At 43.9% G+C, this 21,430-nt stretch carries 23 protein-coding genes; 14 read left to right on the top strand and 9 right to left on the bottom strand.

Annotation, left to right across the window (positions count from 1 at the left end):
* Nucleotides 1-145: 145 nt before the first annotated feature.
* The 6 genes from AB4209_RS06800 (at nt 146) to AB4209_RS06775 (ending at nt 5,617) form a co-directional block, all read left to right on the top strand.
* The gene (locus tag AB4209_RS06800) at nt 146-1,309 is read left to right on the top strand and encodes a threonine/serine exporter family protein (RefSeq protein WP_017058966.1); all 1,164 of its coding nucleotides are present in this window, start codon (nt 146-148) and stop codon (nt 1,307-1,309) included.
* 179 nt (nt 1,310-1,488) lie between these two features.
* On the top strand, nt 1,489-1,827 hold the full coding sequence (locus tag AB4209_RS06795; protein ID WP_004731484.1) for a zinc ribbon domain-containing protein YjdM: 339 nt from the start codon (nt 1,489-1,491) through the stop codon (nt 1,825-1,827).
* A 72-nt stretch (nt 1,828-1,899) separates the two neighbouring features.
* Complete coding sequence (locus AB4209_RS06790; protein ID WP_372055253.1) at nt 1,900-2,394, top strand: GNAT family N-acetyltransferase; 495 nt, start codon at nt 1,900-1,902, stop codon at nt 2,392-2,394.
* 93 nt (nt 2,395-2,487) lie between these two features.
* Nucleotides 2,488-2,919 (top strand): GNAT family N-acetyltransferase, encoded by a 432-nt coding sequence (locus AB4209_RS06785; protein ID WP_372055251.1) that lies wholly within the window; start codon nt 2,488-2,490, stop codon nt 2,917-2,919.
* 140 nt (nt 2,920-3,059) lie between these two features.
* On the top strand, nt 3,060-4,421 hold the full coding sequence (locus tag AB4209_RS06780; protein ID WP_372055249.1) for a DUF1800 family protein: 1,362 nt from the start codon (nt 3,060-3,062) through the stop codon (nt 4,419-4,421).
* An 8-nt stretch (nt 4,422-4,429) separates the two neighbouring features.
* Complete coding sequence (locus tag AB4209_RS06775; protein ID WP_017062670.1) at nt 4,430-5,617, top strand: DUF1501 domain-containing protein; 1,188 nt, start codon at nt 4,430-4,432, stop codon at nt 5,615-5,617.
* 68 nt (nt 5,618-5,685) lie between these two features.
* On the opposite strand, the gene AB4209_RS06770 is transcribed toward AB4209_RS06775, so the two are convergent.
* Nucleotides 5,686-6,297, bottom strand: coding sequence for a LysE family translocator (locus tag AB4209_RS06770; protein ID WP_065583929.1), 612 nt, complete (start codon nt 6,295-6,297; stop codon nt 5,686-5,688).
* A 102-nt stretch (nt 6,298-6,399) separates the two neighbouring features.
* On the opposite strand from AB4209_RS06770, the gene AB4209_RS06765 reads away from it, so the two are divergent.
* On the top strand, nt 6,400-7,281 hold the full coding sequence (locus tag AB4209_RS06765; protein WP_017064462.1) for a LysR family transcriptional regulator: 882 nt from the start codon (nt 6,400-6,402) through the stop codon (nt 7,279-7,281).
* A gap of 63 nt (nt 7,282-7,344) precedes the next feature.
* Here the strand turns inward: AB4209_RS06765 and AB4209_RS06760 are convergent, their stop codons facing one another.
* The 6 genes from AB4209_RS06760 to AB4209_RS06735 all read right to left on the bottom strand — a co-directional run bounded on the left by AB4209_RS06760 (nt 7,345) and on the right by AB4209_RS06735 (nt 13,276).
* Complete coding sequence (locus AB4209_RS06760; RefSeq protein ID WP_102320749.1) at nt 7,345-8,289, bottom strand: ADP-ribosylglycohydrolase family protein; 945 nt, start codon at nt 8,287-8,289, stop codon at nt 7,345-7,347.
* Between the two features lie 192 nt (nt 8,290-8,481).
* On the bottom strand, nt 8,482-9,408 hold the full coding sequence (locus AB4209_RS06755; RefSeq protein WP_102394539.1) for an amino acid ABC transporter permease: 927 nt from the start codon (nt 9,406-9,408) through the stop codon (nt 8,482-8,484).
* A 128-nt stretch (nt 9,409-9,536) separates the two neighbouring features.
* A complete protein-coding gene (locus AB4209_RS06750; protein ID WP_102394540.1) occupies nt 9,537-10,346 on the bottom strand; it encodes a transporter substrate-binding domain-containing protein in 810 nt (269 codons plus the stop codon).
* A gap of 12 nt (nt 10,347-10,358) precedes the next feature.
* Nucleotides 10,359-11,156, bottom strand: a complete 798-nt coding sequence (locus AB4209_RS06745; protein ID WP_102394541.1) for an amino acid ABC transporter permease — start codon at nt 11,154-11,156, stop codon at nt 10,359-10,361.
* The gene (locus AB4209_RS06740) at nt 11,156-11,902 is read right to left on the bottom strand and encodes an amino acid ABC transporter ATP-binding protein (RefSeq protein ID WP_029224268.1); all 747 of its coding nucleotides are present in this window, start codon (nt 11,900-11,902) and stop codon (nt 11,156-11,158) included. The genes AB4209_RS06745 and AB4209_RS06740 overlap by 1 nt, the downstream gene beginning before the upstream one ends.
* Nucleotides 11,903-12,127: 225 nt before the next feature.
* Nucleotides 12,128-13,276 carry an iron-containing alcohol dehydrogenase gene (locus AB4209_RS06735; protein WP_102394542.1) on the bottom strand — a complete coding sequence of 383 codons (1,149 nt, stop codon included), beginning with the start codon at nt 13,274-13,276 and terminating at the stop codon, nt 12,128-12,130.
* A gap of 193 nt (nt 13,277-13,469) precedes the next feature.
* Between AB4209_RS06735 and AB4209_RS06730 the strand changes: the two genes are divergently transcribed.
* The 6 genes from AB4209_RS06730 (at nt 13,470) to AB4209_RS06705 (ending at nt 18,157) form a co-directional block, all read left to right on the top strand.
* Nucleotides 13,470-14,354 carry an AraC family transcriptional regulator gene (locus AB4209_RS06730; RefSeq protein ID WP_017062661.1) on the top strand — a complete coding sequence of 295 codons (885 nt, stop codon included), beginning with the start codon at nt 13,470-13,472 and terminating at the stop codon, nt 14,352-14,354.
* Nucleotides 14,355-14,923: 569 nt separating this feature from the next.
* Nucleotides 14,924-16,171 (top strand): RidA family protein, encoded by a 1,248-nt coding sequence (locus AB4209_RS06725; RefSeq protein ID WP_372055245.1) that lies wholly within the window; start codon nt 14,924-14,926, stop codon nt 16,169-16,171.
* A gap of 214 nt (nt 16,172-16,385) precedes the next feature.
* A complete protein-coding gene (locus AB4209_RS06720) occupies nt 16,386-16,742 on the top strand; it encodes a hypothetical protein (RefSeq protein ID WP_048615368.1) in 357 nt (118 codons plus the stop codon).
* A gap of 94 nt (nt 16,743-16,836) precedes the next feature.
* Nucleotides 16,837-16,986, top strand: coding sequence for a hypothetical protein (locus AB4209_RS06715; RefSeq protein ID WP_017085590.1), 150 nt, complete (start codon nt 16,837-16,839; stop codon nt 16,984-16,986).
* A 118-nt stretch (nt 16,987-17,104) separates the two neighbouring features.
* The gene (locus tag AB4209_RS06710; RefSeq protein WP_102455237.1) at nt 17,105-17,569 is read left to right on the top strand and encodes an acyltransferase; all 465 of its coding nucleotides are present in this window, start codon (nt 17,105-17,107) and stop codon (nt 17,567-17,569) included.
* A gap of 69 nt (nt 17,570-17,638) precedes the next feature.
* The gene (locus AB4209_RS06705) at nt 17,639-18,157 is read left to right on the top strand and encodes a GNAT family N-acetyltransferase (RefSeq protein ID WP_372055243.1); all 519 of its coding nucleotides are present in this window, start codon (nt 17,639-17,641) and stop codon (nt 18,155-18,157) included.
* Between the two features lie 116 nt (nt 18,158-18,273).
* On the opposite strand, the gene AB4209_RS06700 is transcribed toward AB4209_RS06705, so the two are convergent.
* The gene (locus AB4209_RS06700; protein WP_017108085.1) at nt 18,274-18,720 is read right to left on the bottom strand and encodes a DUF417 family protein; all 447 of its coding nucleotides are present in this window, start codon (nt 18,718-18,720) and stop codon (nt 18,274-18,276) included.
* 281 nt (nt 18,721-19,001) lie between these two features.
* Here AB4209_RS06700 and AB4209_RS06695 point away from each other — a divergent pair, with 281 nt between their 5' ends.
* Nucleotides 19,002-19,364: a RidA family protein gene (locus AB4209_RS06695; protein WP_017062654.1), complete on the top strand. Its 363-nt coding sequence runs from the start codon at nt 19,002-19,004 to the stop codon at nt 19,362-19,364.
* A 128-nt stretch (nt 19,365-19,492) separates the two neighbouring features.
* Here AB4209_RS06695 and AB4209_RS06690 read toward each other — a convergent pair whose 3' ends face one another.
* A complete protein-coding gene (locus AB4209_RS06690) occupies nt 19,493-21,079 on the bottom strand; it encodes a BCCT family transporter (protein ID WP_017062653.1) in 1,587 nt (528 codons plus the stop codon).
* Nucleotides 21,080-21,430: the final 351 nt, after the last annotated feature.

The raw sequence follows: 21,430 nt of genomic DNA, 5'->3' as shown, positions 1-21,430 counted from the left end.
GCTTCGTAATCTTGCCCTGTTATAGAGACTTCTAAGCCTTTGCAGAAAAAAGTAACGAGTTCAGTTGATAATTCACGCAAAAGCCTCGTCATTCCGTCTGTCGTTTGGTACATTTGCCGCACATTTTGTCTCCGCTAAAATACCCATGCCTTCTCAGTTCCGAATTAACAAAATTGTTGAAATTGGTGATACTCTTCACCGCAGTGGTTGCGCTCCGTATAAGCTTGAAAAATATACACAATATTATGCTAAAAAGCATGGTGTGGATGTGATGATCCAAGCAACGCCAACCGCGATTAATTATCAGTTTCCAGACGATAACAACGCTGTGATTCTAAAGCGTCTAAAGCCTGCTTCAATTAACCTGAGTTTGTTGGCCAATACGATCATTCGTATTAACCAACCGAGCAGTGAGCCTGTACCAGAGCCTGTCGGTTACTCTAAATTTGTGACTGCACTAGCCAATATGGGGATTCCGCCTGCGTATTTGATGCTGGTGGGCAGTACGTTGGAAGCGGTGGGTTTTTCTGCGTTATTGGGTTTGATGGTTTGGGTCTGTCAGCAAGTCCTTCATTCACGTCGCGCTATCGCAGTTGAATTCATCTCGGCATTGTTAACGGGTATCTTTGTAGCGTTTTTGGCGAGCACAGGGTTGCCGATACCAGTGTGGGCGTTGTGTATCGCCTCGATCGTCTTGTTTGTCCCCGGGCTATCCATAGCCAACGCACTAGAATGTTTGGCGTTTAATGACTTGGTTTCTGGTACCAGCTTGCTAGGGCAGAGCGCCTTAACCCTGATTAAGCTGTTTGTAGGGATTATCATGGGGCTCAACATCGGTGAAGCGATATGGGGACAAGCGGTCTCCATCGACTATACCAATGCGGTACCGATGTGGATGCACATATCTGGCTTGGTGCTGATCTCTGTTTCTATCGGTGTGATGTTCAATGCGCGACCTAAAGACATCTTACTTGGTTTACCAGTAGCGGTTCTCGGTATGTGGGGCCCGTTCTATCTAGGTTTTGATAGTGGTTGGGTTGTCGGTACTTGGGTTACGACGGTTCTTATTACTTTGTACGGGACTTGGATTGCCAAGAAGATGGAGCTCACGGGCTCTATTTATATCGTGCAAGGGATCATCATCTTGGTTCCGGGTAGCCGAGTATTAGTAAGTGCCAGCCAGTCGGTGTTTGAACAGTCGATTCTGCCTATTCCTAGTATTGGTTTGTCGGCGTTATTCATGTTCTCTGCAATCGTGGCAGGGCAAATCACCGCTTACTCGATTTACTCACCAAAAGTCGAACGTTAATCCGTTCCGCTTCTCAAACTTTTAAACAAACACAGCTTAGTAGCTGTGTTTGTTCGTTTTAGGTACTGCTCTTTTTTAAAGACAATTAGCTCTCTGTAAAACTTGTTAGATTTATGCTCGCTAAGCCTGACAAGAGCCATTAAAATGGAACAAATTCTATTTAAATTAAGTATTAACGTATGTCTCTACCTCCTTGCCCGCAATGCCAATCTGAATATGTTTACCCAGACCAAAACAACCTAATCTGCCCTGAGTGCGCCTACGAATGGAACCCAGAAGAAGAGCGTTTAGAAAGAGAAGCCGCGCGTGTTAAGGACGTGAATGGCGTTGTATTGGAAAGTGGCGATAAAGTTACCTTCATTAAAGATCTAAAAATTAAAGGCAGTTCTAGCGTATTGAAAATTGGTACTAAAGCTGTGATTCGACGCATCAATGAAGGCAAAGATCACCAACTAGATTGCAAGCTGGATGGTGGCGGTGAAATGCTGGTTACGGCGAAGTACGTTAAGAAGCAGTAGTCGATAATAGGTCAAAATTGCGAGTCGCTCCTGAACTAAATAGCGTAGAAGCCGTTGGAGAATCAACATCATATGGACATGGTTAAAGCTGCTCTTTCACATTCAACGGCCTTTCATTACTATGTGAACGCTTGCGCTGAGGATGGGGTAGATATTTACACGGGGATTTCCGATGGCAGTGATGCCTATTTAGAAAGACGAATTGCTTATTCAAAAGGCGAGGGTTTGCCAGAAGGGTGGACGCCTGCTTCTACGTATTTTTGTATCGACTCTGGTCAAATCCTTGGTGTCATAAGAGTTCGTCATGGTACCAGTCCGCACATTCACGATGTTATTGGACATATCGGATATGAGACGCTGCCACAAGCCAGAGGGCGGGGTATCGCAAGTCATATGTTGTCTTGGGTTCAACGACACGTATTGACCGAAAGCGCTATTATTACGTGTGAGAGGGGCAATATTGCTTCGCAAAAGGTGATAGAGAAGTGCGGTGGACAATTCCTGAGTACCTTTTATTCAGAGCAAGATAAACACGAAGTCTTACGTTACCAACTAGAACCAAAATGAACATTTAAGCGTGGCATTTTTGGGTTTTATCGGGGTTACTATGTCCCGGTTTAAACGAAAATGAAGCCATAGCCAATTATTGTTGGAGGTATTTTGAAGTATTCAACAAGACCTGCTCAGTCATCAGATTATGAATTTCTGTTCGAGCTTAAGAAGGCCGCTGAGTTTGAACCAATCAAGGCCGTATTTGGCTGGGATGAACAAATTCAACGAGATATACACGCCGAAGAGTGGGCAGAAGAACGCCCTGAAATAATTGAATATCAAGATAAAGCGATTGGTAGTGTGTTGTTGCAAGACAAGGGCGATCACTTCTATTTTTGCCGATTCTTCTTACTACCTGAGTATCATGGGAAGGGCATTGGTAGCCAAGTATTGAAAGATTGTTTAACTAAGGCTGACTGCCTCAATAAACCCGTCGAACTTTGTTACCTAAAAGGTAATCGAGTTGGGGAGTTGTACTTGAGGTTTGGCTTTGAAATCACCTCTCAGAACGAGCAGTTTGTCTATATGTGGCGTAAATAGACACTCATTCAAAATGATCACACCGTGTCTGTAACTTGATGGGCACCTGACACCCATCTAACGTAAAACCTTGTAAAGCTCCCTATGCTTGATGACTAAGCGATTACACTTAGAAAAGATCGAGCGTAAGGGAGTGTGCAATGAATTATTACCCGACTTCAAAAATCGTGGGTGAACAAAGGTTTGGCTTTGGGCCAAAACTAGGTCAAACAACCTATTACTCTCCTGTAGAACAGTTGGATAAAAAGCCATTCGTTCACCAAGCTATACAAGACTTACCGAGTACTGAATCTACTCTGATTAAAGTAGGAGAGAATCGTGTACAACGAATGAAGGCCAAGGGTGACGAACAACAGATGCAAGCCACGAAGAAAGAAGCGCAGTCTTTTCTTCGAACGCAGTATCGACAACAAGCTCAAGCTCGCCACCTACAAAGTGTTGAAACTCCTTATGGTTTTCAAGAGCGCATCATTCAGTTTTGGAGCAATCACTTCGCCATCTCGGTCGATAATCGAAAACTGATGCCCTTGGCCGCCAGCATTGAAAACGATGTGGTTCGCCAGCATTGGAATGGTAACTTTGGCGAGATGCTGATGGCTTCTTCTAAACATCCTGCGATGCTTCTGTATCTCGATAATCAACTCTCGATTGGTCCCAATTCAAAAGTCGGAAAGCGCCGTAATAAGGGGCTCAATGAGAACCTCGCTCGTGAGATCTTAGAACTTCACACTCTTGGCGTTGACGGTTCTTATACTCAGCAAGATGTTATTGCTTTAGCAAAAGGCATTTCAGGCTGGGGCATTAAATTCAAATCTCCTGATGCTGGTTTTCGATTCGCTAATAATCTGCATGAGCCAGGAAGTATCACACTGCTTGGAAAGTCCTATTCTCAATCCGGGGTCTCGCAAGGAGAGTCGTGTTTAAAAACCTTAGCGACCCACAAAGACACTGCTGCGCACTTGGTTGATAAGCTTTGCCAGCATTTCATTGGCGACATACCTAAAGAACTCTCAGAGCAAATGGTTGCTGAATATCTGAAAGGCGAGGGAGATTTACTGCCTATCTATCGCTTGTTATTGAACAGCGCTGAGGCGAATAAACCTAACCCTAATCGTTTTAGACCGCCGAAGGAGTGGCTGTTTGCCGTTCTTCGTAGTGCCGATATTTCTTTAAACGAGAAACAGGCATTCAATGCACTCAACAATTTAGGGCAGCCTCCTTTTAAACCGGGTTCACCTGCAGGCTGGTCGGATCAAGACAGAGACTACAATAGCCCTTCGGCGTTGACTCAACGTATGCAAGTTGCGAATAGGCTTGCGTCTGCTGCAATAAAATCGGCTAAAGCGTCAGGAGTTAAGCCGAAAGCGGTAGTGGATAAAGTGATCGCGGGTTTATATGGCGATGCTATTGATGAACACACCCAAATTGTATTGAACAAAGCCGACAGCGCTGCAATGCAACTTTCCCTGTTGTGGCTAAGTCCGCAGTTTCAATATCGTTAGGAGTGGGTATGAAAAAGTCAGATTGTTCTCAGAATAAAGCGCCACATAGTATTAACCGCCGCCAGTTCATGGGTATTGCGGCGGCTGTTGGCGTCAGTGCGATGCTGCCATTTCCAAGCTTTGCCAAAACAGGTTCAGACAATATCTTCATTTGGGTATCACTGCGTGGCGCGATGGATGGTTTAAATGTTGTAGTGCCGCATGCCGATCCGGATTACTCTAATTTGAGACCCAACATCGGATTAAAACCTGAACAGCTAGTGAAGTTGGATGATTTCTTTGGGCTTCACCCATCCCTAAAGCAATGCCATCAATGGTATGAGAGTAACGAACTCAGCTTTGTACACGCTTGTTCAACCGCTTATCGCGAGCGCTCACATTTTGATGGACAGAAGATATTGGAGAATGGCACTTCCGACCCGTTTAACACCGTAGGGTGGATTAACCGTTTACTCACGTTGAGCTCAGAAAAATACGATGGAATAGCGATTGATTCGGGCTTACCACTCATCATGCAGGGCGAATCGACCGTTGCAAGTTGGTACCCAAACCGCTTAAAAACACGTGATAAACAAACGGAACTGCTGGAAGAGTTGTTTCAAAGTGACCAAATGCTGTCTTCAAACTTTGAAAGTGTCATGAAGATAGATCAACTGGTAGGCGACCAAGGTGTCGGCAAACAGTTTAAATCATTGATGGGTAAAACAGGCGACATATTGTCGGCTGATAACGGACCAAACATCGCAGCGTTAGAACTCGGTGGATGGGACACTCACGCCAATCAAGGTAACGTAAATGGACGGTTGAGTAATCAGCTTAAAACTTTGGATGTTGGGTTAGCGGCTCTCAAGGCTTCACTTGGTGATCGTTGGCAGAAGACAGTGATCATTGCAGCCAGTGAATTTGGTCGAACAGCAAAAGAAAATGGCACTAAAGGAACCGACCATGGCACCGGCAACGTCATGTTTGTTGCAGGTGGCACGATGCCATCGTTGAAAGGAGCGGGTGGTAAGGTTATTGCCAATTGGCCGGGCTTGAGCCAAAGCCAACTATATGAAGGCCGAGATCTTAATCCAACGATTGATATGCGTTCGGTTATCAAGGGTGTGCTCAACCGACATTTATCGATAGAAGTGAAACAACTCAACGCTATCTTCCCTGATAGTGCCGATATTAGACCGATGAATCTTGTTTAGAGTTTTACCAAGACCCAGTTAGATGCGATTCAGTCGTTTGAATCGCTTTCTATTTCTGACTCGCTTGTTTACGATTTAATCGCCAACAGTGCTCCGAACGTCACTAAGCCAACCCCACACGCTTGATTGAGTCTTTTCTTGGCTCTCAATAAGTGCTTTTGTAACGTCTTCGAAGTGAAAAGCATGGCGACAACTCCAAACCATAATCCGTGAAGAAAAATCATATAAAGTCCATAGCCGAGTGCGACATGCTGGTTCTCTGCATCAGGTGAGATGACTTGAGTGAAGATGCTCAAGAAGAACAACATGGTTTTTGGGTTGAGCACGTTACACAAAAAGCCCTGGGCTAAATAGCGCCAAACACTGGTGCTTTGCTTCGTATCTTCCATCGGTGCAAGTTTGTTGTTTGCGCTCAGGATACCTTTTAGCCCTAGATAAATAAGGTAGGTTGCACCTGCGTATCTAATCATGTCAAACAGCTGCTCATTCTGTGAGATTAAGTAACTGATCCCAAGCATTGAATAACTGATGTGAACACAAATCGCTAAACTGACACCGATTGCAGTCCAAATCCCTGCTTGTCTTCCTTGATTGACACTGTTTTTCAAAACTAAAACGAAATCAGCGCCTGGGCTGATAACAATCAATAGTCCCAATACTGCTAGGCTTAACCACTCCATAATGACTCCAACTCTTTATATTTGATGAGCCAGCATTGTATGGTTTTTTATTGCTGCCTATAATCGAAATGAATTCTACCTATCTGTGAGAAAAAATCACACATGAGACATTTGAAAGCATTTCATATTTTCCACGTAGCAGCGCATTCGAGTAGTTACAGTGAAGCGGCGGATAAACTCAATATCACACATGGCGCGGTGAGTAAGCAGATCAAGGTATTGGAAAATCACTTATCCCAAGTTTTGTTCTACAAACAGGGCAGGAATGTGTGTCTCACCAAAGAAGGGGAATTACTCAAAGGTTACACAGAGCAAGCGTTCCAAGCCTTGGAGACTGGAGTCCATAAGCTTAATCAGCTGAATCATCAAGCGTTGGAAGTTTCATGCGAACCCACATTGACCATGCGTTGGTTAATGCCTCGACTCGGTGATTTCTATAACGAATCCGGAATTGATGTTCGATTGTCGACTGCTGGTGGGCCTGTGAACTTGAATGCGACAGGGCTCGATATGGCGATTCGCCGAGATGACTTTAAATTAACCGAGCGTTACGAACAGATACCACTAGTTGAAGAGTGGGTAGGCCCTGTGTGTTCCCCGGGTTATTGGCAGCAGGTAAAAGATAACTTAGATGATGTGAAATTACTGCACAGCAGTACACGGCCAGATGCTTGGAGTCATTGGGGGGCTATCACTATAGATAAAGTTAATGGTGGAGAGTGGTCAAAAGCTCGAGCGAACCAAACATTTGCACACTTCTACTTTTGCTTTCAGGCGGCTGTCGATGGGTTAGGCATAGCGCTTGGGTCTTATCCACTTGTCGCCGACGATCTTGAAAGAGGTAACTTGATCGCGCCGTTTGGCTTCGTACCTTCTGGTCACCAGTACATATTGCTCACGCAAGATAGCAACCATGAAGAGCCAGAAAGCCCGTTTGTTGTTTGGCTGAAGAATGAGTTATCGCAGTGTGTTCCAACTTTATAGGAACGACATCCGACCTAGAAGTGTGCTTGTCTTATGTCAGGCTCTAGTTCGTTGTTGTGGGAATCACTCAATAGGCAAAGACAGCACGCCACCATTGAGTTCGACTTGTTTTAGCCATTCGGTTGGAATTTCGCCATCTCCTTCGTAGAAACACGCCGCTAATACCGCGCCAATTACAATCGCACGACCGCAGCTGTCACCACCACATAAGATGTTGTCGCGAATGCCTTGTTGATAACTCTGAGCACCTGCAATAATGCGAATCAGCAAGGGGAACGCGGCACTCAGTTCACAATGCAATCCAAACTTCTTCGCGGCATCTGTAATCGAAAGCTCAGGATCAGCCAGTGCTTCGTCGATTTGATCGTGTATGAACTTGCTACAAGTTTGTCGCACCATTTCTACCGATTGCAGTGGAGAGTTGCCTTGAATTGCCGCTTGAACCAATAAGGTGATGGCTTGTGCCCATTCCACGGCTTTGTCGTTGTTGTTGGTCACTCGTACCGCACTCTCTACCATTGCCGGTAAGGTGTGAGAGGTGTAAGTACACGCCACTAAAGGAATTAGCTTTGAAACAGCAGGTAGCTGGGTGTCATCAGCGCCACAGGCTGTGATTGGAGCTTCTGTTAGCTCTAGTTTATGTATGTTCAGCAAGCTCATACGAGTCGCTTTATCAATGTAACCTTGCCAACTGCCACCAAAATCAAACCAGAAACGGAAGTGCTTAATGTAACTCGCTTCGTCGTAGTGTTGATTATCGGCTAGGCTATCGACCATCGCCAATAACTGAGCACCGTATTGTGATTGGTCGCCAGCGGTTTTACCTTGGTGGGCGAAGTAGCCTTTGTCTTGATAATCGAACTGGTTTGGTGAGCGAAATTCTGGTTCAAAACCCGCCACGTGCAAGATCCTCTCTTGGTCATACAACCAATGCAGCCCCATGGAAGCGGCGTCTCCAACCAATGCGCCAACAACGGCGTAAAAAGCTCTTTCTTTATGATTGTCCATGCTGAGTGAAGTCCTTGAGAAGATCCAATGGAATTTGATACTTCAAGTATAGTGACTAAATGATGGGTTTGCTGTGTTTCTAAGAAGAAATATGAAGGGATAAATCCCGATTGGTCAATAGCTTAAGCCAACCAGGTGAACTTGATAAGGGCAATGAATGGTCGGGAGAGTCGGTACTATTAATTAATGACGTTATTGATGGTTAAGGTAAGCACTAGAACGTTGCTCAATCACTTTGAACAGACGCGAAAGTGCAAAGCACAAAGTAAAATATACGAAGCCTACAATCAGCCAGATCTCGAAGATCAAACCTGAGGAGTTTGCCATTTCAGTTCCAACAAACGTCATCTCTTGGATAGAAATCAGAGACACAATCGACGTGTCTTTAACCAAAGATATTGCTTGGCCAGCCAATGGCGGTGTGATAGCCGTTAATACTTGCGGGCCGACTACAAATCGATACTTAGACAATGCAGACAGACCGAGTGAATCGGCCGCTTCCCATTGGCCTTTAGGAATACCTTCTAAGCCAGCTCTAATTACTTCAGCAATATAAGCAGAAGAGAGCAAGCCAATACAGATAACACCAGACGCCAAGTTTTCCCAAAGGTTAGCAGGACCAAACAGAAAGGCTTGAACAGCGTTAATATCGCCGTTGTGTTCACGCAAGATACTTTCTAAACCAAGTAATGGAATCAGTTGGTTTGAAACGAAAAAATAGAATATGAAGACAAACACCAGCGGCGGAATATTTCGAACCAACTGGATAAAAATCAGTGCAGGCGTACGAAAGAAAGCAATTTTAGAGTGCCTAGCAACGCCAAGTAATGTGCCAAAAGAAAGTGCTAATACCATGCTCCAAACACTCAAGCGCAGCGTTGCGATCAAGCCTTGGAAAAAGTAAGGAATATTACCTTGAGAAGGTGGAATGAAAATCAGGGTAAACGCATCTTCCCAGCGCCACTGGTAGTTAATACCAACAGCAGAACGATAATAAAGCCAGCCTGCAAACACACAAATGACAGCGAGTAACACGCCATCTAAAAGGTTAAGGCGTTGATACCAAGGCTTCATATGAACGTTGGGCTTAGGTGTTGTTAATGCGCTAGTACTACTCACGTCATTCCTGTTTAAACGATAATAATTGATGTGTTGTGAGAGGTGGCTATGAGGTTATAGCTATCTCGTTGTCTTAAACAAGACAGCGCAAACAATGCACTGCCTTAATTCACTAGCAAAAGTTCTGATTACTGACCTTGAGCAATCTGGTCTTGCCAATCTAGAGTAGAGAACCAGTACTCGTAGCGCTCTTTCAACCAACCGTCTTCAGTACGTGCTTTGATCCATTCGTTGAAGAATTCTGTCTTGTCAGTTTCACCTAGGCGAACTGCAAATGCTTCATTACCTTTTGATAGGCGTTCTTCAAATGGAATAAATAGCGTGTCTGCGTTTTTAATCGCTTCATGTTCTGGTTTCGGGCTAGACGCGATAACCGCGTGTGCGTTGCCGTTTAATACTTCTTGGAATGCTTGAGCATCGTCATCGAACTGTAGAACTTTCGCTTTAGGGAAGGTTTCACGAGCTACTTGAACCGTGAATGCGCCACGACGAGCGGCAATTTTCACACGGCGAGAATCAAAATCAGATATTTGTGTAAAACCTTCTGCTAGCTCTTTATTCGCCGCTAGTTGAACGCCAGAATGCGAGTAAGGTTCAGTGAACAATACGCTTTTCGCACGAGCTTCGGTGATAGACAAACCGCCGATGATCACATCAAACTTCTTCGATAATAGAGAAGGGATAATGCCGTCCCATGCCGTAGGTACAAATTCGATTTTCCAACCTGAATCTTCGGCAAGGCGTTTCGCCACGTCGATTTCAAAGCCAACGAGATCGCCTTGTTTGTTACGCATCGCCCAAGGAACAAATGTCGACATACCAACGCGCAGTGAGCCACGTTCGTTGATTTTATCGAGGTTAGGCGTTTCAGAAGCAAGTGCAGGCAAACTTACGGCAAGCGCAAGTAGGGCTGTAATCGCGGTTTTAAATAGCTTCATGCTGATAAATCCTTATTGTGTTCGCCAGTTAGCTCCGAGCTTATGCTCAAGCCAAGCAGCAACGGCAGAAAGTGAAAGTGTAAGAGCAAGATAAATGATCGCCACAGAGAACCAAATCTCGAATGGCATCGCGGTTTCAGAAACAATGTTTCTGGCTTCGGTTGTCAGGTCGAAAATAGCCATGACACTCACAATCGAAGAGTTTTTAATTAGAGAGATCACTTCATTGGTCAAAGGTGGCAAGGTGCGTTGCACCACCTGAGGAAGAATCACATCCCAGTAAGTATAGGTCTTTGATAATCCCAAGGATTGAGCTGCTTCAAATTGTCCTCTCGCAATACCATTTAAACCGGCACGGAATATCTCGGCGGTGTAAGCACCTTGGAAAAGTGCCAAGGCTAAAACGGCAGTGCTAAAGCGATCCAGCCCTAATACGGGGCCAAATACAAAATAGAGCAAATAAACTTGTACTAATAACGGCGTATTACGAATCAACTCAACATAGCTGGTGGCTAGGGTACGTCCAACCACAGAATTTGAGTTTCTCAATAGCGCTGTCGTTAAACCAATAATCAGCGTCGCGACCAAAGAAATCAGAGAAATATTGATGGTAACCAGTAGCCCTTCAACTAATTCAGCAGGCCACCATTCGCCATCTTCATAGAAAGCAATATAGTCTGGCACGCGCTCCCATTGCCAGCTGTATCCCATGGTTTGTGCGCCAGAATCGAGAATCCAGACAACAGCGGCCACTAGTACAACAATTTGTATTAGAGCGGAAAGGGCTGGTTTAATAATTCGAATCAACATCAATAAGTCAGGATCTGATTTAGGAACGCTTGAGTACGTTCATGTTGAGGGTTTTCAAAGAGCGCTTGTGGGGTATTCGATTCCACAATTTGTCCTTCATCCATGAAGATAACGCGGTCGGCCACTTGTTTTGCAAAGCCCATTTCGTGGGTGACACACACCATGGTGATGCCTTCGCTCGCCAGTTCAACCATCACATCGAGTACTTCGTTGATCATCTCCGGATCAAGCGCTGAAGTGGGTTCATCGAACAAGAGTAATTCCGGCTTCATACACAGAGAACGGGCGATAGCCACACGTTGTTGCTGGCCGCCAGAAAGTTGCACTGGGTATTTGTTGGCTTGTTCTGCAATGTGCACACGCTCGAGATAGTGCATTGCTATCTTTTCGGCTTCTTGTTTGCTTTTTTTAAGCGTACGAATTGGAGAAAGAGTAAGGTTCTCAAGCACGGTAAGATGGGGGAATAAATGAAAGTGCTGAAACACCATTCCGACTTGGCCCGGTGTGTTGAACTTACTCGGGAGCACTTGTTCTAGCACGGAAAGTTCGCCACTTTCGAAAGGTTCTAGCTGATTGATGCAACGGATCAAGGTTGATTTACCCGAACCAGACGGCCCGCAAATCACCACTATCTCTCCTTGTTCAATATTTAAATCGATACCCTTTAGGGCATGAAAATCACCATACCACTTGTTAAGTGACTTAAACTTAACCATTTCCTTGAGATTGTTCAAATCGTTGTTCATACCTAGTAAAGAGACAGGTTTACCTTAACAATATAGAAATATGATTGCACATAAAATTAGGGACTTATGAGAATTTAATAGCATCTTGTAGGGCAAATTAAAAAGCAGCGCTCAAAATGAACGCTGCTTCTGTTGTACGAAAGAAAAAAGTAATGGGTTCAGTCAGATGTGAAAATTCATCGTTGTATGACCACTATCTTTACTTTCTCTCTATTTTCCCGATTCTTAGTGAATCGCAGACTCTAGAATCTCACGTGTTTTCTCTGGCGTGATTGCTTGATTCTCACCAAGTTGTAGGTAGCCGTGTGATTCAAGTTGAGCGACAACATTGTCAATCGCCGTTGCTTTGTTTGTTTCGTAGCCGTCGAACATGGTTGCTACGTCTAGGCTGTGGTAGAACGCTTCGATTGCAGCGATTGTGCGTTCTGCTAAATCAGCACCCGCTTCTAAGCCAAATACGTTACGACCCATTTGCTCTAGCTTGCCACGTTTCGCTTCGATTTGGTTACGAAGTAGTGAAGGTTGAACAATCGCAAGTGAGCGTGCGTGGTCTACGTGCCATAGTGCTGTGAACTCGTGGCCAATCATGTGTGTTGCCCAATCTTGAGGAACACCCGTACCAATCAGGCCGTTAAGCGCTTGGTTTGCTGTCCACATTAGGTTGGCACGCCATGCGTCGTTGTCACGCTCGTCGTATTGCTTACCCAGTACAAGTAGGTTTTTCAGCAGAGTTTCTGCGTAACCGTCTTGAACCATCGCGTCTGTTGGCATTGTGATGTATTGCTCACATACGTGTACCCAAGCATCAACTAAACCATTAACTAGTTGGCGTTCAGGCAGAGACTTCATTACATCTGGGTCCATTACTGCAAACTTAGGCTGCACCGCAGGGTTCATGAATGCCAGTTTTTCTTGAGTTGCTTTACGAGTGATTACTGCACCCATGTTAGATTCAGACCCTGTAGCAGGAAGCGTCAGCACTGCGCCGATTGGCGTCGCTTCTGTTACTTGGTGTTTGCCCGCTAGGATGTCCCAACCGTCACCGTCGTATTTAGCCGCTCCAGCAACGTATTTAGAACCGTCGATTACTGAACCACCGCCAACAGCGATAATGAACTCTACGTTTTCTTCTTTAACAAGAGCGACTGCTTTGTCTAGCGTCTCTTTGGTTGGGTTTGCTTCAACGCCAGAGAACTCAATCCAAGAGTGATCTTTTAAAGACTCTACAACTTGGTCGTAAACACCGTTGCTCTTGATTGAGCCGCCACCATAGATGACTAGTACTTTCTTTGAAGTATCAACCGCTTGGCTGATAGCGTTGATTTGGCCTTGACCGAAATGGATAACAGTAGGGTTAACGTAAGTAAATTGCATCAGAGATTCCTTGTGTAAAGCGAAATTTGTTATTTTGGTTTATTGCTCAATTTCTATATTTGCATATTAGTACAGTAATCTAGGTCAATGAAGAGCTGTTCCTCCAAATAAATTGCCTATTTCTACAAACTTGATATTCTTCCTCTGCTTTAGCTTACTTACTCTTAGCACTTAGAATGGAAAGTCGCCACTTATGAAAACACTCGCTCAGTTGTTACAGTCTTATGTTGAACACAAAGGTTGGGATGACCTTGAAGGGATCAGAGAAACTGAAATTAGCGGTGTGTGGTTGTATCGAAGCAGTGGCGGGAATCAGCGTCAGCCATTTACTTACCAGTCTGGCATTATCATGCTCGGACAGGGCAAAAAGAACATCTACATTGGTGAAAGGCCAGTGACTTACGCTGCAGGTGATTATCTTGTGGTGGGTGTGCCAATGCCGTTAGAGTGCGAAGCCTTGCCTGTTAATGGCGAACCATTGCTTGGTTTGTCGATAAGCATTGATTCTCAACGTTTGCATAGCTTAGTCAAAAAGCTCGAAGACCAAGGCTTTCTAGAGAGCTACTGCAACAAGCATAAACAGAACTCGAGTGGCTTAGAATCGACGCCGATGGAAGAGCAAATGCTAGAGAGCTTTACCCGGTTGGTGAAAACGCTGCATTGCGACATTGAAGCCAATATATTGGGCGATGCCATGGTGACAGAGATTGTCTACCGCGCATTAACCGGTTCAGAAGGGCGTGTGCTGTTTGATTTAGCTCATCATGATGGCCATTACGCACGTGTCGCTAAAGCGCTGTCTAAAGTGCATGAAGAATACGACCAAACCATCACTGTTCAATCGCTCGCTGACGAAGCCAACATGAGCGTGTCTGCCTTCCACTATGCATTCCGTAATGTCACTTTTGAATCACCACTGCAATATTTGAAGAAGGTTAGGCTCAACAAAGCGAAAGAGCTGATTCAACTAGAAGGCCTTCGTATTAGTGATGCTGCACGTCGAGTCGGTTACTCCAGCCCATCTCAATTTAGCCGCGAATTTAAGCGCCACTTCAATACTACTCCAAGAGCGGTTTAGTTCTTCTTTCAACGAAACTATGTGTTGAGAGCTATAATGCCAAAAGCTATGGTGACGATTGCTCATATTTGTTGAATTATATGAGTAAATGTATCTAATCATAGGCATTGTCAGATTGTAGGTATTTGATTCTCGAATATATTATTAACGTACTTATATAAAATAAGCTCTCGAAAATAATTAATTAAATAGCCTAAGAGTTTATGCACAGGTATAGGGGAGAAACTCACTAACTTAGCTATTAACGAAGTTTTAGTGTGAACAACCTATCAAATATTATCTAAAATTCTGGAATTACTCACCGTACTATCAGAGAGAGTATTCAGGATTATTGAATAGACTTAAAATTAAAGATAATTTAGCAGTTGATAAAGCCTAGCACGACGGATAATTAGTCGTTTGATGACTAATTATTCTGTAACTTGCTGATTTATAGTCACCTTAGAGTCTGACGGGTATCACGTTTACCCTAAAATAATTCACTTAACATGGCGCTACTTTAATCATTCTTCCAAATACGATTGTTAAATATAAATACGTATACCTATTTTATTAAAAGGATAATACCGATGAGTAGCGATATCATTAAAATTTCAAGAAACACTGAAAACGCGCCAATTAATTCTGTATCTACACAAACGGTCGCTTTTTCTCATTATAATAACTTTTCTGCTCAACTTCCGATTGACCCTAAAACGGGTGAAATAGTCATCGGTGATATTAAAGATCAAGCAGCACAATGTTTGAATAATATTAAAGCGATTGTTGAAAGCATCGACCATGTTATGGATGATGTCGTGAAGATTCATGTTTTCGTTAAGAATATTTCTGATATCGATGCTATTGATGAAGTTTACAAAAGCTTCTTCCACAACAGTCTGCCAACACGCACTGTCGTGGGTGTCGCTGCACTGACAAACAGCGATGCGCTGGTTCAAATGGATGCTCTCATTTCTAACGGTGAAGGCACTAAACCACAAGCACCTTGCGCTCTAATTAAGGTATCAAGAAATACGGATAATGCGCCTCAAAGTGCTGTGTCCAAGCAGACTGCGGCCTTTTCTCACTACAACAATCTTTCAGCTCAGTTACCGATAGATGTAACCACAGGTGAGTTGGTTGATGGTGGTATCGAAGCGCAAACGGCCCAATGTCTATCAAACATTAAAGCTATTTTAGAAAGCATCGGACATGTCATGAATGATGTGGTTAAAACGACTATCTACGTAAAAAATATCGCAGATGCGGAAGTGGTAAATGAAGTATGTGCTAAATTCTTCCCAAGCTACGTTCCTGCTCGTACCGTTGTTAACGCAGCTGAATTACCAATGGGTGCTTTAATTCAAATTGATACATCCGTTTCACATGGCGACGGTACACCGCCGCAATTACCAGAAGACACTCGCTTACTGGTTATTGAAACCTATAATACTGTTGCAGCACCATTCATGCCTTATTCGCATACTGTTGCTTTCTCTCACTACAATCATATTTCAGGACAATTGCCTTTAGACCCGAAAACAAATGAAATTGTTGCTGGTGGTGTAAAAGAGCAAGCGGAACAATGTTTAAAAAATATTAAGGCGATAATTGAAAGTGTTGACCATAGCATGGACGATACGGTGAAAATTAATATTCAACTTAAGGATATTTCAGATATTGATGCGGTGAACGAGATTTACACAACGTTCTTTAATGCTGATTTACCGGCAAGAACGGTAGTAGGGGTTTCAGAAATTCCAATGAATGCTCTAATTCAAATTGATGCCGTCGTTTCTAACTGTGAAGGTACACCTCCACAAGACGTGGTTGCTTAAATCAATTGAATCCTTCTCGATAATATCGATCAGATCTCGGCTTTAGTTTCCAAACAGGGAGCAAATTCAACAGGCCGTGATCTGATCCGTTCACCTCATTACTCAAGTCCATCGAAGCTATACACCTAAGCTTATCCCGTAAATATGGTATTTATAAGGTTGAAGTGTTTTAATATGAAAAACAGACGCTTAACGTAATAAAGAAAACCAGCTTATGCAATTTCGAGCCATTTTACTGCTATGCCTTACCCTAATAGGGTGTTCGTCCAATCAAGAGTTGGTACCCGACCCAACAACCATCACGCTATTTTATGGTGATACATCCATCTCTGCAGGTGTTTTAGAGGATAAAACATTCAATTCAGTCCTTGCCGATAGGGTTGAAAGCGTTACGTTTTCGGGCTCCATATCAAAGCAAGACTCAGGCTATTTTGTCGATATGTTAGTGATTCGAGAAACGAAAGAGCCACGTTCAACACGACAACTGAATACCTCGCTTCTTATGAAACCAGGAGAGTTGGTGGATGTTGGCGGTGTGAATAACGATGTGTTCAGGGTAATTCTCGAGTAACAAAAATAAAGTGTTCAATTAATCTGATTTTTTGCTTTACCTCAACCTAACTTCAAGTCTTAAGCTTCTCTTACTGATTAAGAAGGAGCTTAATATGCAAAATAACTACGTAAAAGAACTCGCCGTTAAAACTTACCAAGAAGACCTTGAGAAAGAGTACATTAAATCTCGGGCTCGGCCATTCCACGCCCCGAGTTTTATTGGCGGGGTGTTGTTGTCAGTTGTGCTGGTGGGACTGTTTTAATTTATGCAGAATCTTTGATCCATTACCAACTCTCAACACATCTATTTGATGCACTTTAATGCATACGGCACAATCGCTTAGGTTGAATTGTGACGCTAATGTCGAGAGGAAGTGAAGTATGGCAAGTCCAAGAGTATTAAAGTCACAGATTACTGATATTACCTGTGGCGAGAATGTCACTATCATCGAGCCAAGCAACGTTTATGGCTGTGAGCTTAAAGATGATGTGTTCGTTGGCCCCTTTGTTGAGATTCAAAAGAACACCGTGATAGGTGCTAGAAGTAAGATTCAATCTCACACCTTTATCTGCGAGTATGTGACCATTGGAAGTGACTGCTTTATTGGTCACGGAGTCATGTTTGCCAACGACTTATTCAAAGAGGGCAAACCCGATCCCAACCCTGAAAGCTGGGGGCATACTTTGATAGCTGACAACGTCACGATTGGTTCTAATGTCACGGTTCTGTCTGTGAGCATTTGCGAAGGTGCAGTAATCGGCGCGGGCAGTGTGGTAACGAAAGACATTACTGAGAAAGGTATCTACGCAGGTAACCCAGCCAAGAAATTGAGAGATTTACCGTAACCGTATTAATAAGCCGTGGTTCATGAATCATAAGGTGCGGCTTTTTAGGGAAACATTAGAGTATTTGTCATGGATGTATTTTTACACTTACTTCAACCGAATGACGCGAGTGCGCTCTTGGATTTTGAGGTCGAAAATCGAGAGTGGTTTGAGCAATTTGTTCCAGCGAGGGAAGACAGTTTCTATTCCAATGAGGGTGTGGCCGAGCAAATCACCAGCTTTCTAACTGAATACGAGAATGGTGAGATGATTCCTATGTTGATCAAAGACGCTAATGGCACTATTTGTGGGCGAATCAATGTTCGTGATATCGACCAGAACGCTGGAAGTGGAGAACTAGGTTATCGAGTAGGTCACGCATATGGTTCTAAGGGTATTGCGTCTAACGCGGTGAGGAAGTTACTTATCTACTTGGCCGAGCACTCATCCCTTAAATATGTTGATGCCTATGCGTTAGTGGGTAATGTTGGATCAAATAAAATCTTATCCAAGGCCGGTTTTGACTTAGTTGAACGCGTTGAAAGTTACGCCGTGTTCAAAGGGAAGGATCAAGATGCTCATTATTATCGTAAGGTTTTAGCTGACTAGGTGACTATCAGTGCCTTATACATTAGAAGCTGGCAGCGTCCTTCTAGCCAGCTTCGAGCCTTTATTTTCAAGGTTTAAGGTTACTTCTAGGGTTATGGCCACTTCTAGTTATACAGTTACTTCTGAGGTTTATTGCGTTCGATTACGCTAATTGCGATTGCCAAAAACAGGATGTCTTTCACTAGGAAGAAGTTAGTGACTAAGATGCCATCCGATACTTTCCAAGCGTTTGGCGTTGTAATCAGGAAGCTGAGTGTCACAACAAAGATAGCCGCTGCAGCAATGCCTGAGTAGAAGGCTACTGTCGGCTTCTTAAATCCAACGATCAATCCAATCGCGACGATGATCTCCGCGCCACCCACCATGTTAGACACAGCTTGTACTGAGAACAGATTGTAAAGCCAGTTCATTGCAGGATGGTTTGCGATTAAAGGCTCGATAAGCATTGCTTCGGTTGGCGTAAACTTGTAAATACCAATCCAAGCTAACACCAACGCTACGCCAATCACGCCTAGGTTATATCCCACATTACTCTGTTTTAAATCATAGGTTTGAACATGCATAAAAGCACTCAATTTAATAAACTCCCTGAATATGACCGCAATAGCTCAGATTAAATTTCGCATTGAGAATAATAATTAATATATTTATCTAAAAACTTAATAGGTAGCGACTTATTGTCTCGATAGGAACTCAAAGGCTAGTGATGTTGAGAACCAAAGCAATGGGTAGGCGATAGTGCTGTTCAAAAGGTAACGCGAGCTTTCTAATTTTTGTTTTCAATATTCATGATTTGGATTAGATTACGCTGATGTTCACCCTAATTATAAGAAGAGTATAACCAGTGAAAATTCATAGAATTAACCCGACCAAACGTTGGTCTGATGTAACTGTTTTTAACGGTATTGCAAGCTTTGTGGAAGTGGCAGAGACGGATACAACAGCAGGAATTAAGAGTCAGGTTCAGCAAATCTTCGAACAAGCCGAAGAAATGATGAGTTTGGTAGACAGCGACAAATCTCGCGTATTGTCAGTGACTATTTATCTCACGGATTTCGCTAACTTTGATGCACTCAATGAAGTTTGGGAAGCGTGGTTCCCTGAAGGCTGCGCGCCAAGCCGTGCATGCGTGAAAGCAGAACTTGCTAATCCTGAGCTACTGGTTGAGATGTCGTTTATGGTTGCTGCGGGTGAAAAGTTTCAATAAGCCGAACTATCGATTGAAATAAGCTTCGTAGATAGAAGTAACGAACAGATAAAACAAAGCCACTCAGGTGAATCACTTGAGTGGCTTTTTAGTGTTCTACGCTACCCGAAACTAAATCGGGTCAGGTATTAAGCGATACCTTGATCTCTTGCCATCTGCTTCGCGATCTTCGGCGCGTGCCATAGACACGGGAGCAAGATAAACGATACCGGAACCGCTGTGATTACAATGAACGACTGTAGAGCGGAGATGCCGCCTGAACCCATCGAGATAAGTGTGATCGCTACCGCACCCATGATGATACCCCAGAAGGTACGTACCGCTGCGTTTGGCTCTGTCGTACCCGTCATTACCACACTGATGGTGTAAGTCATTGAGTCACCTGTTGTCACGATGAACGTGGTCGTCAGGATCAGGAACAGAATTGCAATCAGAGTTGGGAACGGCAGTTGCGCGGTAATTGCTAGAAGAACCGCCGGAAGGTTAAAGCCTTCGAATGCACTAGAGATCACACCTGGGTTCTCTAATTCAAACGCTAAACCGCTACCACCAACGATGCTGAACCAGAAACACGTTACAAGCGGTGCAACGATGCTGATAGAAACGATCATTTGGCGAATAGTACGGCCACGTGAGATGCGAGCAATGAAGATAGCCATCATTGGGCCATAACCTAAGAACCAACCCCAGAAGAATACCGTCCAACCACCTAGCCACGCTGTATCTTGGCGGTATAGCGCCATTGGGATGAAGTTATCAACCATTTCGCCCATACCTTGCAGGTAGCCATCAACGATGAAGCTCGTTGGGCCAACAAGAAGGATGTAGCCGATTAGACACACAGACAAGATGATGTTGTAACGGCTTACCAGTTGGATACCTTTGTTCACGCCGCTCAAAGCAGAAAGCGTGTACATTGCGATAGCAAAGATAATAACGACACTTTGTGTAGCAAAGCTGTCGGAAATACCAAACAGTTCGCTTAGCGCGTAGCTGATTTGTAGGCCAAGGAAGCCGATAGGGCCGATAGTACCTGCGGCTACAGCCACGATGCTGCATGCGTCGACTACGTTACCAACCCAGCTGTTAATCGCTTTGTCGCCAAGTACTGGGTAAAGCAGCGTGCGAGGCTTAAGAGGAAGGCCTTTGTCGTAATGCAAGTGCATTAACACGATGGAAGACAAACCACCTAAGATTGCCCATGCAAGGAAACCCCAGTGCATGAAAGATTGTGATAGAGCATTGAACGCCATCGCTTGAGGATCTGCGTTGCCATACAGTGGCGGAGCTGAAACAAAGTGAGCAATAGGCTCTGCGGCTGCCCAGAACACCCCACCGCCGGCTAGCAGCGTACATAGGACGATAGACATCCATTTAAAGGTGGTCATTTCAGGTAGGGCAAGCGTTCCTAAGCGAACGTGGCCAGTGCGACCTAGTGCAAGCACTAAACCGATAATGAAGTTGAGAAGTAGTAGGACTTGCCAGAAAGCACCGAACCATTTAGTTGAATAACTAAAGCCGATGTTTACAAGTTCGGACAACACGGAGGTGTTGGTGAAGGCTAGGATGACAAAGAGGGTTAAAAAACTGCCACTAAGCCAAAAGACTGGGTTTCCGAGTTCCAGCTTTTCACCCAAAGATTGAGCTTTATTGAAATCGATAGAAGTAGATTCTGCGTTGATGTTTTCGTTGGCGACTTGCGTCAAGTTGGACATTATTTCTTCGCTATATTTGGCTCTTTCAAGCCTATGTATTTCTCCCACACTTGCATTGGAAATGTGAGGTTCGTCAAAAAAATCCGCGATACTACCACAATTGTTAAGGAAAAGTGGGCAAATTTAGAAAAGAAATCAGTTCTACGGCGAAATCAATCCCTTTTGGTTAGTTTTAAAACGAAATTTCAGAACGAACAAATAAAGCAGATATGAATAGAGTTTTGTAATTAAGGATACGAATTAGGCGATATTTTTTAGCGTACCGAAATAAATTTAATATTAGTTGTTCGTGCAAAATAAGTGTCGACTCATTGCATGCTATAAACAAATTAATGCGAGTCATTTTATAAA

The organism is Vibrio sp. 10N.286.48.C11 (assembly GCF_041469805.1).
GTDB lineage: Bacteria > Pseudomonadota > Gammaproteobacteria > Enterobacterales > Vibrionaceae > Vibrio > Vibrio crassostreae_C.
Note: the sequence above shows the minus strand (reverse complement) of the source record. Positions and strands in the feature narration are given on the sequence as shown.

Excerpts from the sequence above, each read along its gene's own strand:
- AB4209_RS06800 (WP_017058966.1), top strand. The coding sequence starts at position 146 with ATGCCTTCTCAGTTCCGAATTAACAAAATTGTTGAAATTGGTGATACT.
- AB4209_RS06795 (WP_004731484.1), top strand. The coding sequence starts at position 1,489 with ATGTCTCTACCTCCTTGCCCGCAATGCCAATCTGAATATGTTTACCCA.
- AB4209_RS06790 (WP_372055253.1), top strand. The coding sequence starts at position 1,900 with ATGGACATGGTTAAAGCTGCTCTTTCACATTCAACGGCCTTTCATTAC.
- AB4209_RS06780 (WP_372055249.1), top strand. The coding sequence starts at position 3,060 with ATGAATTATTACCCGACTTCAAAAATCGTGGGTGAACAAAGGTTTGGC.
- AB4209_RS06775 (WP_017062670.1), top strand. The coding sequence starts at position 4,430 with ATGAAAAAGTCAGATTGTTCTCAGAATAAAGCGCCACATAGTATTAAC.
- AB4209_RS06770 (WP_065583929.1), bottom strand. The coding sequence starts at position 6,297 with ATGGAGTGGTTAAGCCTAGCAGTATTGGGACTATTGATTGTTATCAGC.
- AB4209_RS06765 (WP_017064462.1), top strand. The coding sequence starts at position 6,400 with ATGAGACATTTGAAAGCATTTCATATTTTCCACGTAGCAGCGCATTCG.
- AB4209_RS06760 (WP_102320749.1), bottom strand. The coding sequence starts at position 8,289 with ATGGACAATCATAAAGAAAGAGCTTTTTACGCCGTTGTTGGCGCATTG.
- AB4209_RS06750 (WP_102394540.1), bottom strand. The coding sequence starts at position 10,346 with ATGAAGCTATTTAAAACCGCGATTACAGCCCTACTTGCGCTTGCCGTA.
- AB4209_RS06745 (WP_102394541.1), bottom strand. The coding sequence starts at position 11,156 with ATGTTGATTCGAATTATTAAACCAGCCCTTTCCGCTCTAATACAAATT.
- AB4209_RS06740 (WP_029224268.1), bottom strand. The coding sequence starts at position 11,902 with ATGAACAACGATTTGAACAATCTCAAGGAAATGGTTAAGTTTAAGTCA.
- AB4209_RS06735 (WP_102394542.1), bottom strand. The coding sequence starts at position 13,276 with ATGCAATTTACTTACGTTAACCCTACTGTTATCCATTTCGGTCAAGGC.
- AB4209_RS06730 (WP_017062661.1), top strand. The coding sequence starts at position 13,470 with ATGAAAACACTCGCTCAGTTGTTACAGTCTTATGTTGAACACAAAGGT.
- AB4209_RS06725 (WP_372055245.1), top strand. The coding sequence starts at position 14,924 with ATGAGTAGCGATATCATTAAAATTTCAAGAAACACTGAAAACGCGCCA.
- AB4209_RS06720 (WP_048615368.1), top strand. The coding sequence starts at position 16,386 with ATGCAATTTCGAGCCATTTTACTGCTATGCCTTACCCTAATAGGGTGT.
- AB4209_RS06715 (WP_017085590.1), top strand. The coding sequence starts at position 16,837 with ATGCAAAATAACTACGTAAAAGAACTCGCCGTTAAAACTTACCAAGAA.
- AB4209_RS06710 (WP_102455237.1), top strand. The coding sequence starts at position 17,105 with ATGGCAAGTCCAAGAGTATTAAAGTCACAGATTACTGATATTACCTGT.
- AB4209_RS06705 (WP_372055243.1), top strand. The coding sequence starts at position 17,639 with ATGGATGTATTTTTACACTTACTTCAACCGAATGACGCGAGTGCGCTC.
- AB4209_RS06700 (WP_017108085.1), bottom strand. The coding sequence starts at position 18,720 with ATGCATGTTCAAACCTATGATTTAAAACAGAGTAATGTGGGATATAAC.
- AB4209_RS06690 (WP_017062653.1), bottom strand. The coding sequence starts at position 21,079 with ATGTCCAACTTGACGCAAGTCGCCAACGAAAACATCAACGCAGAATCT.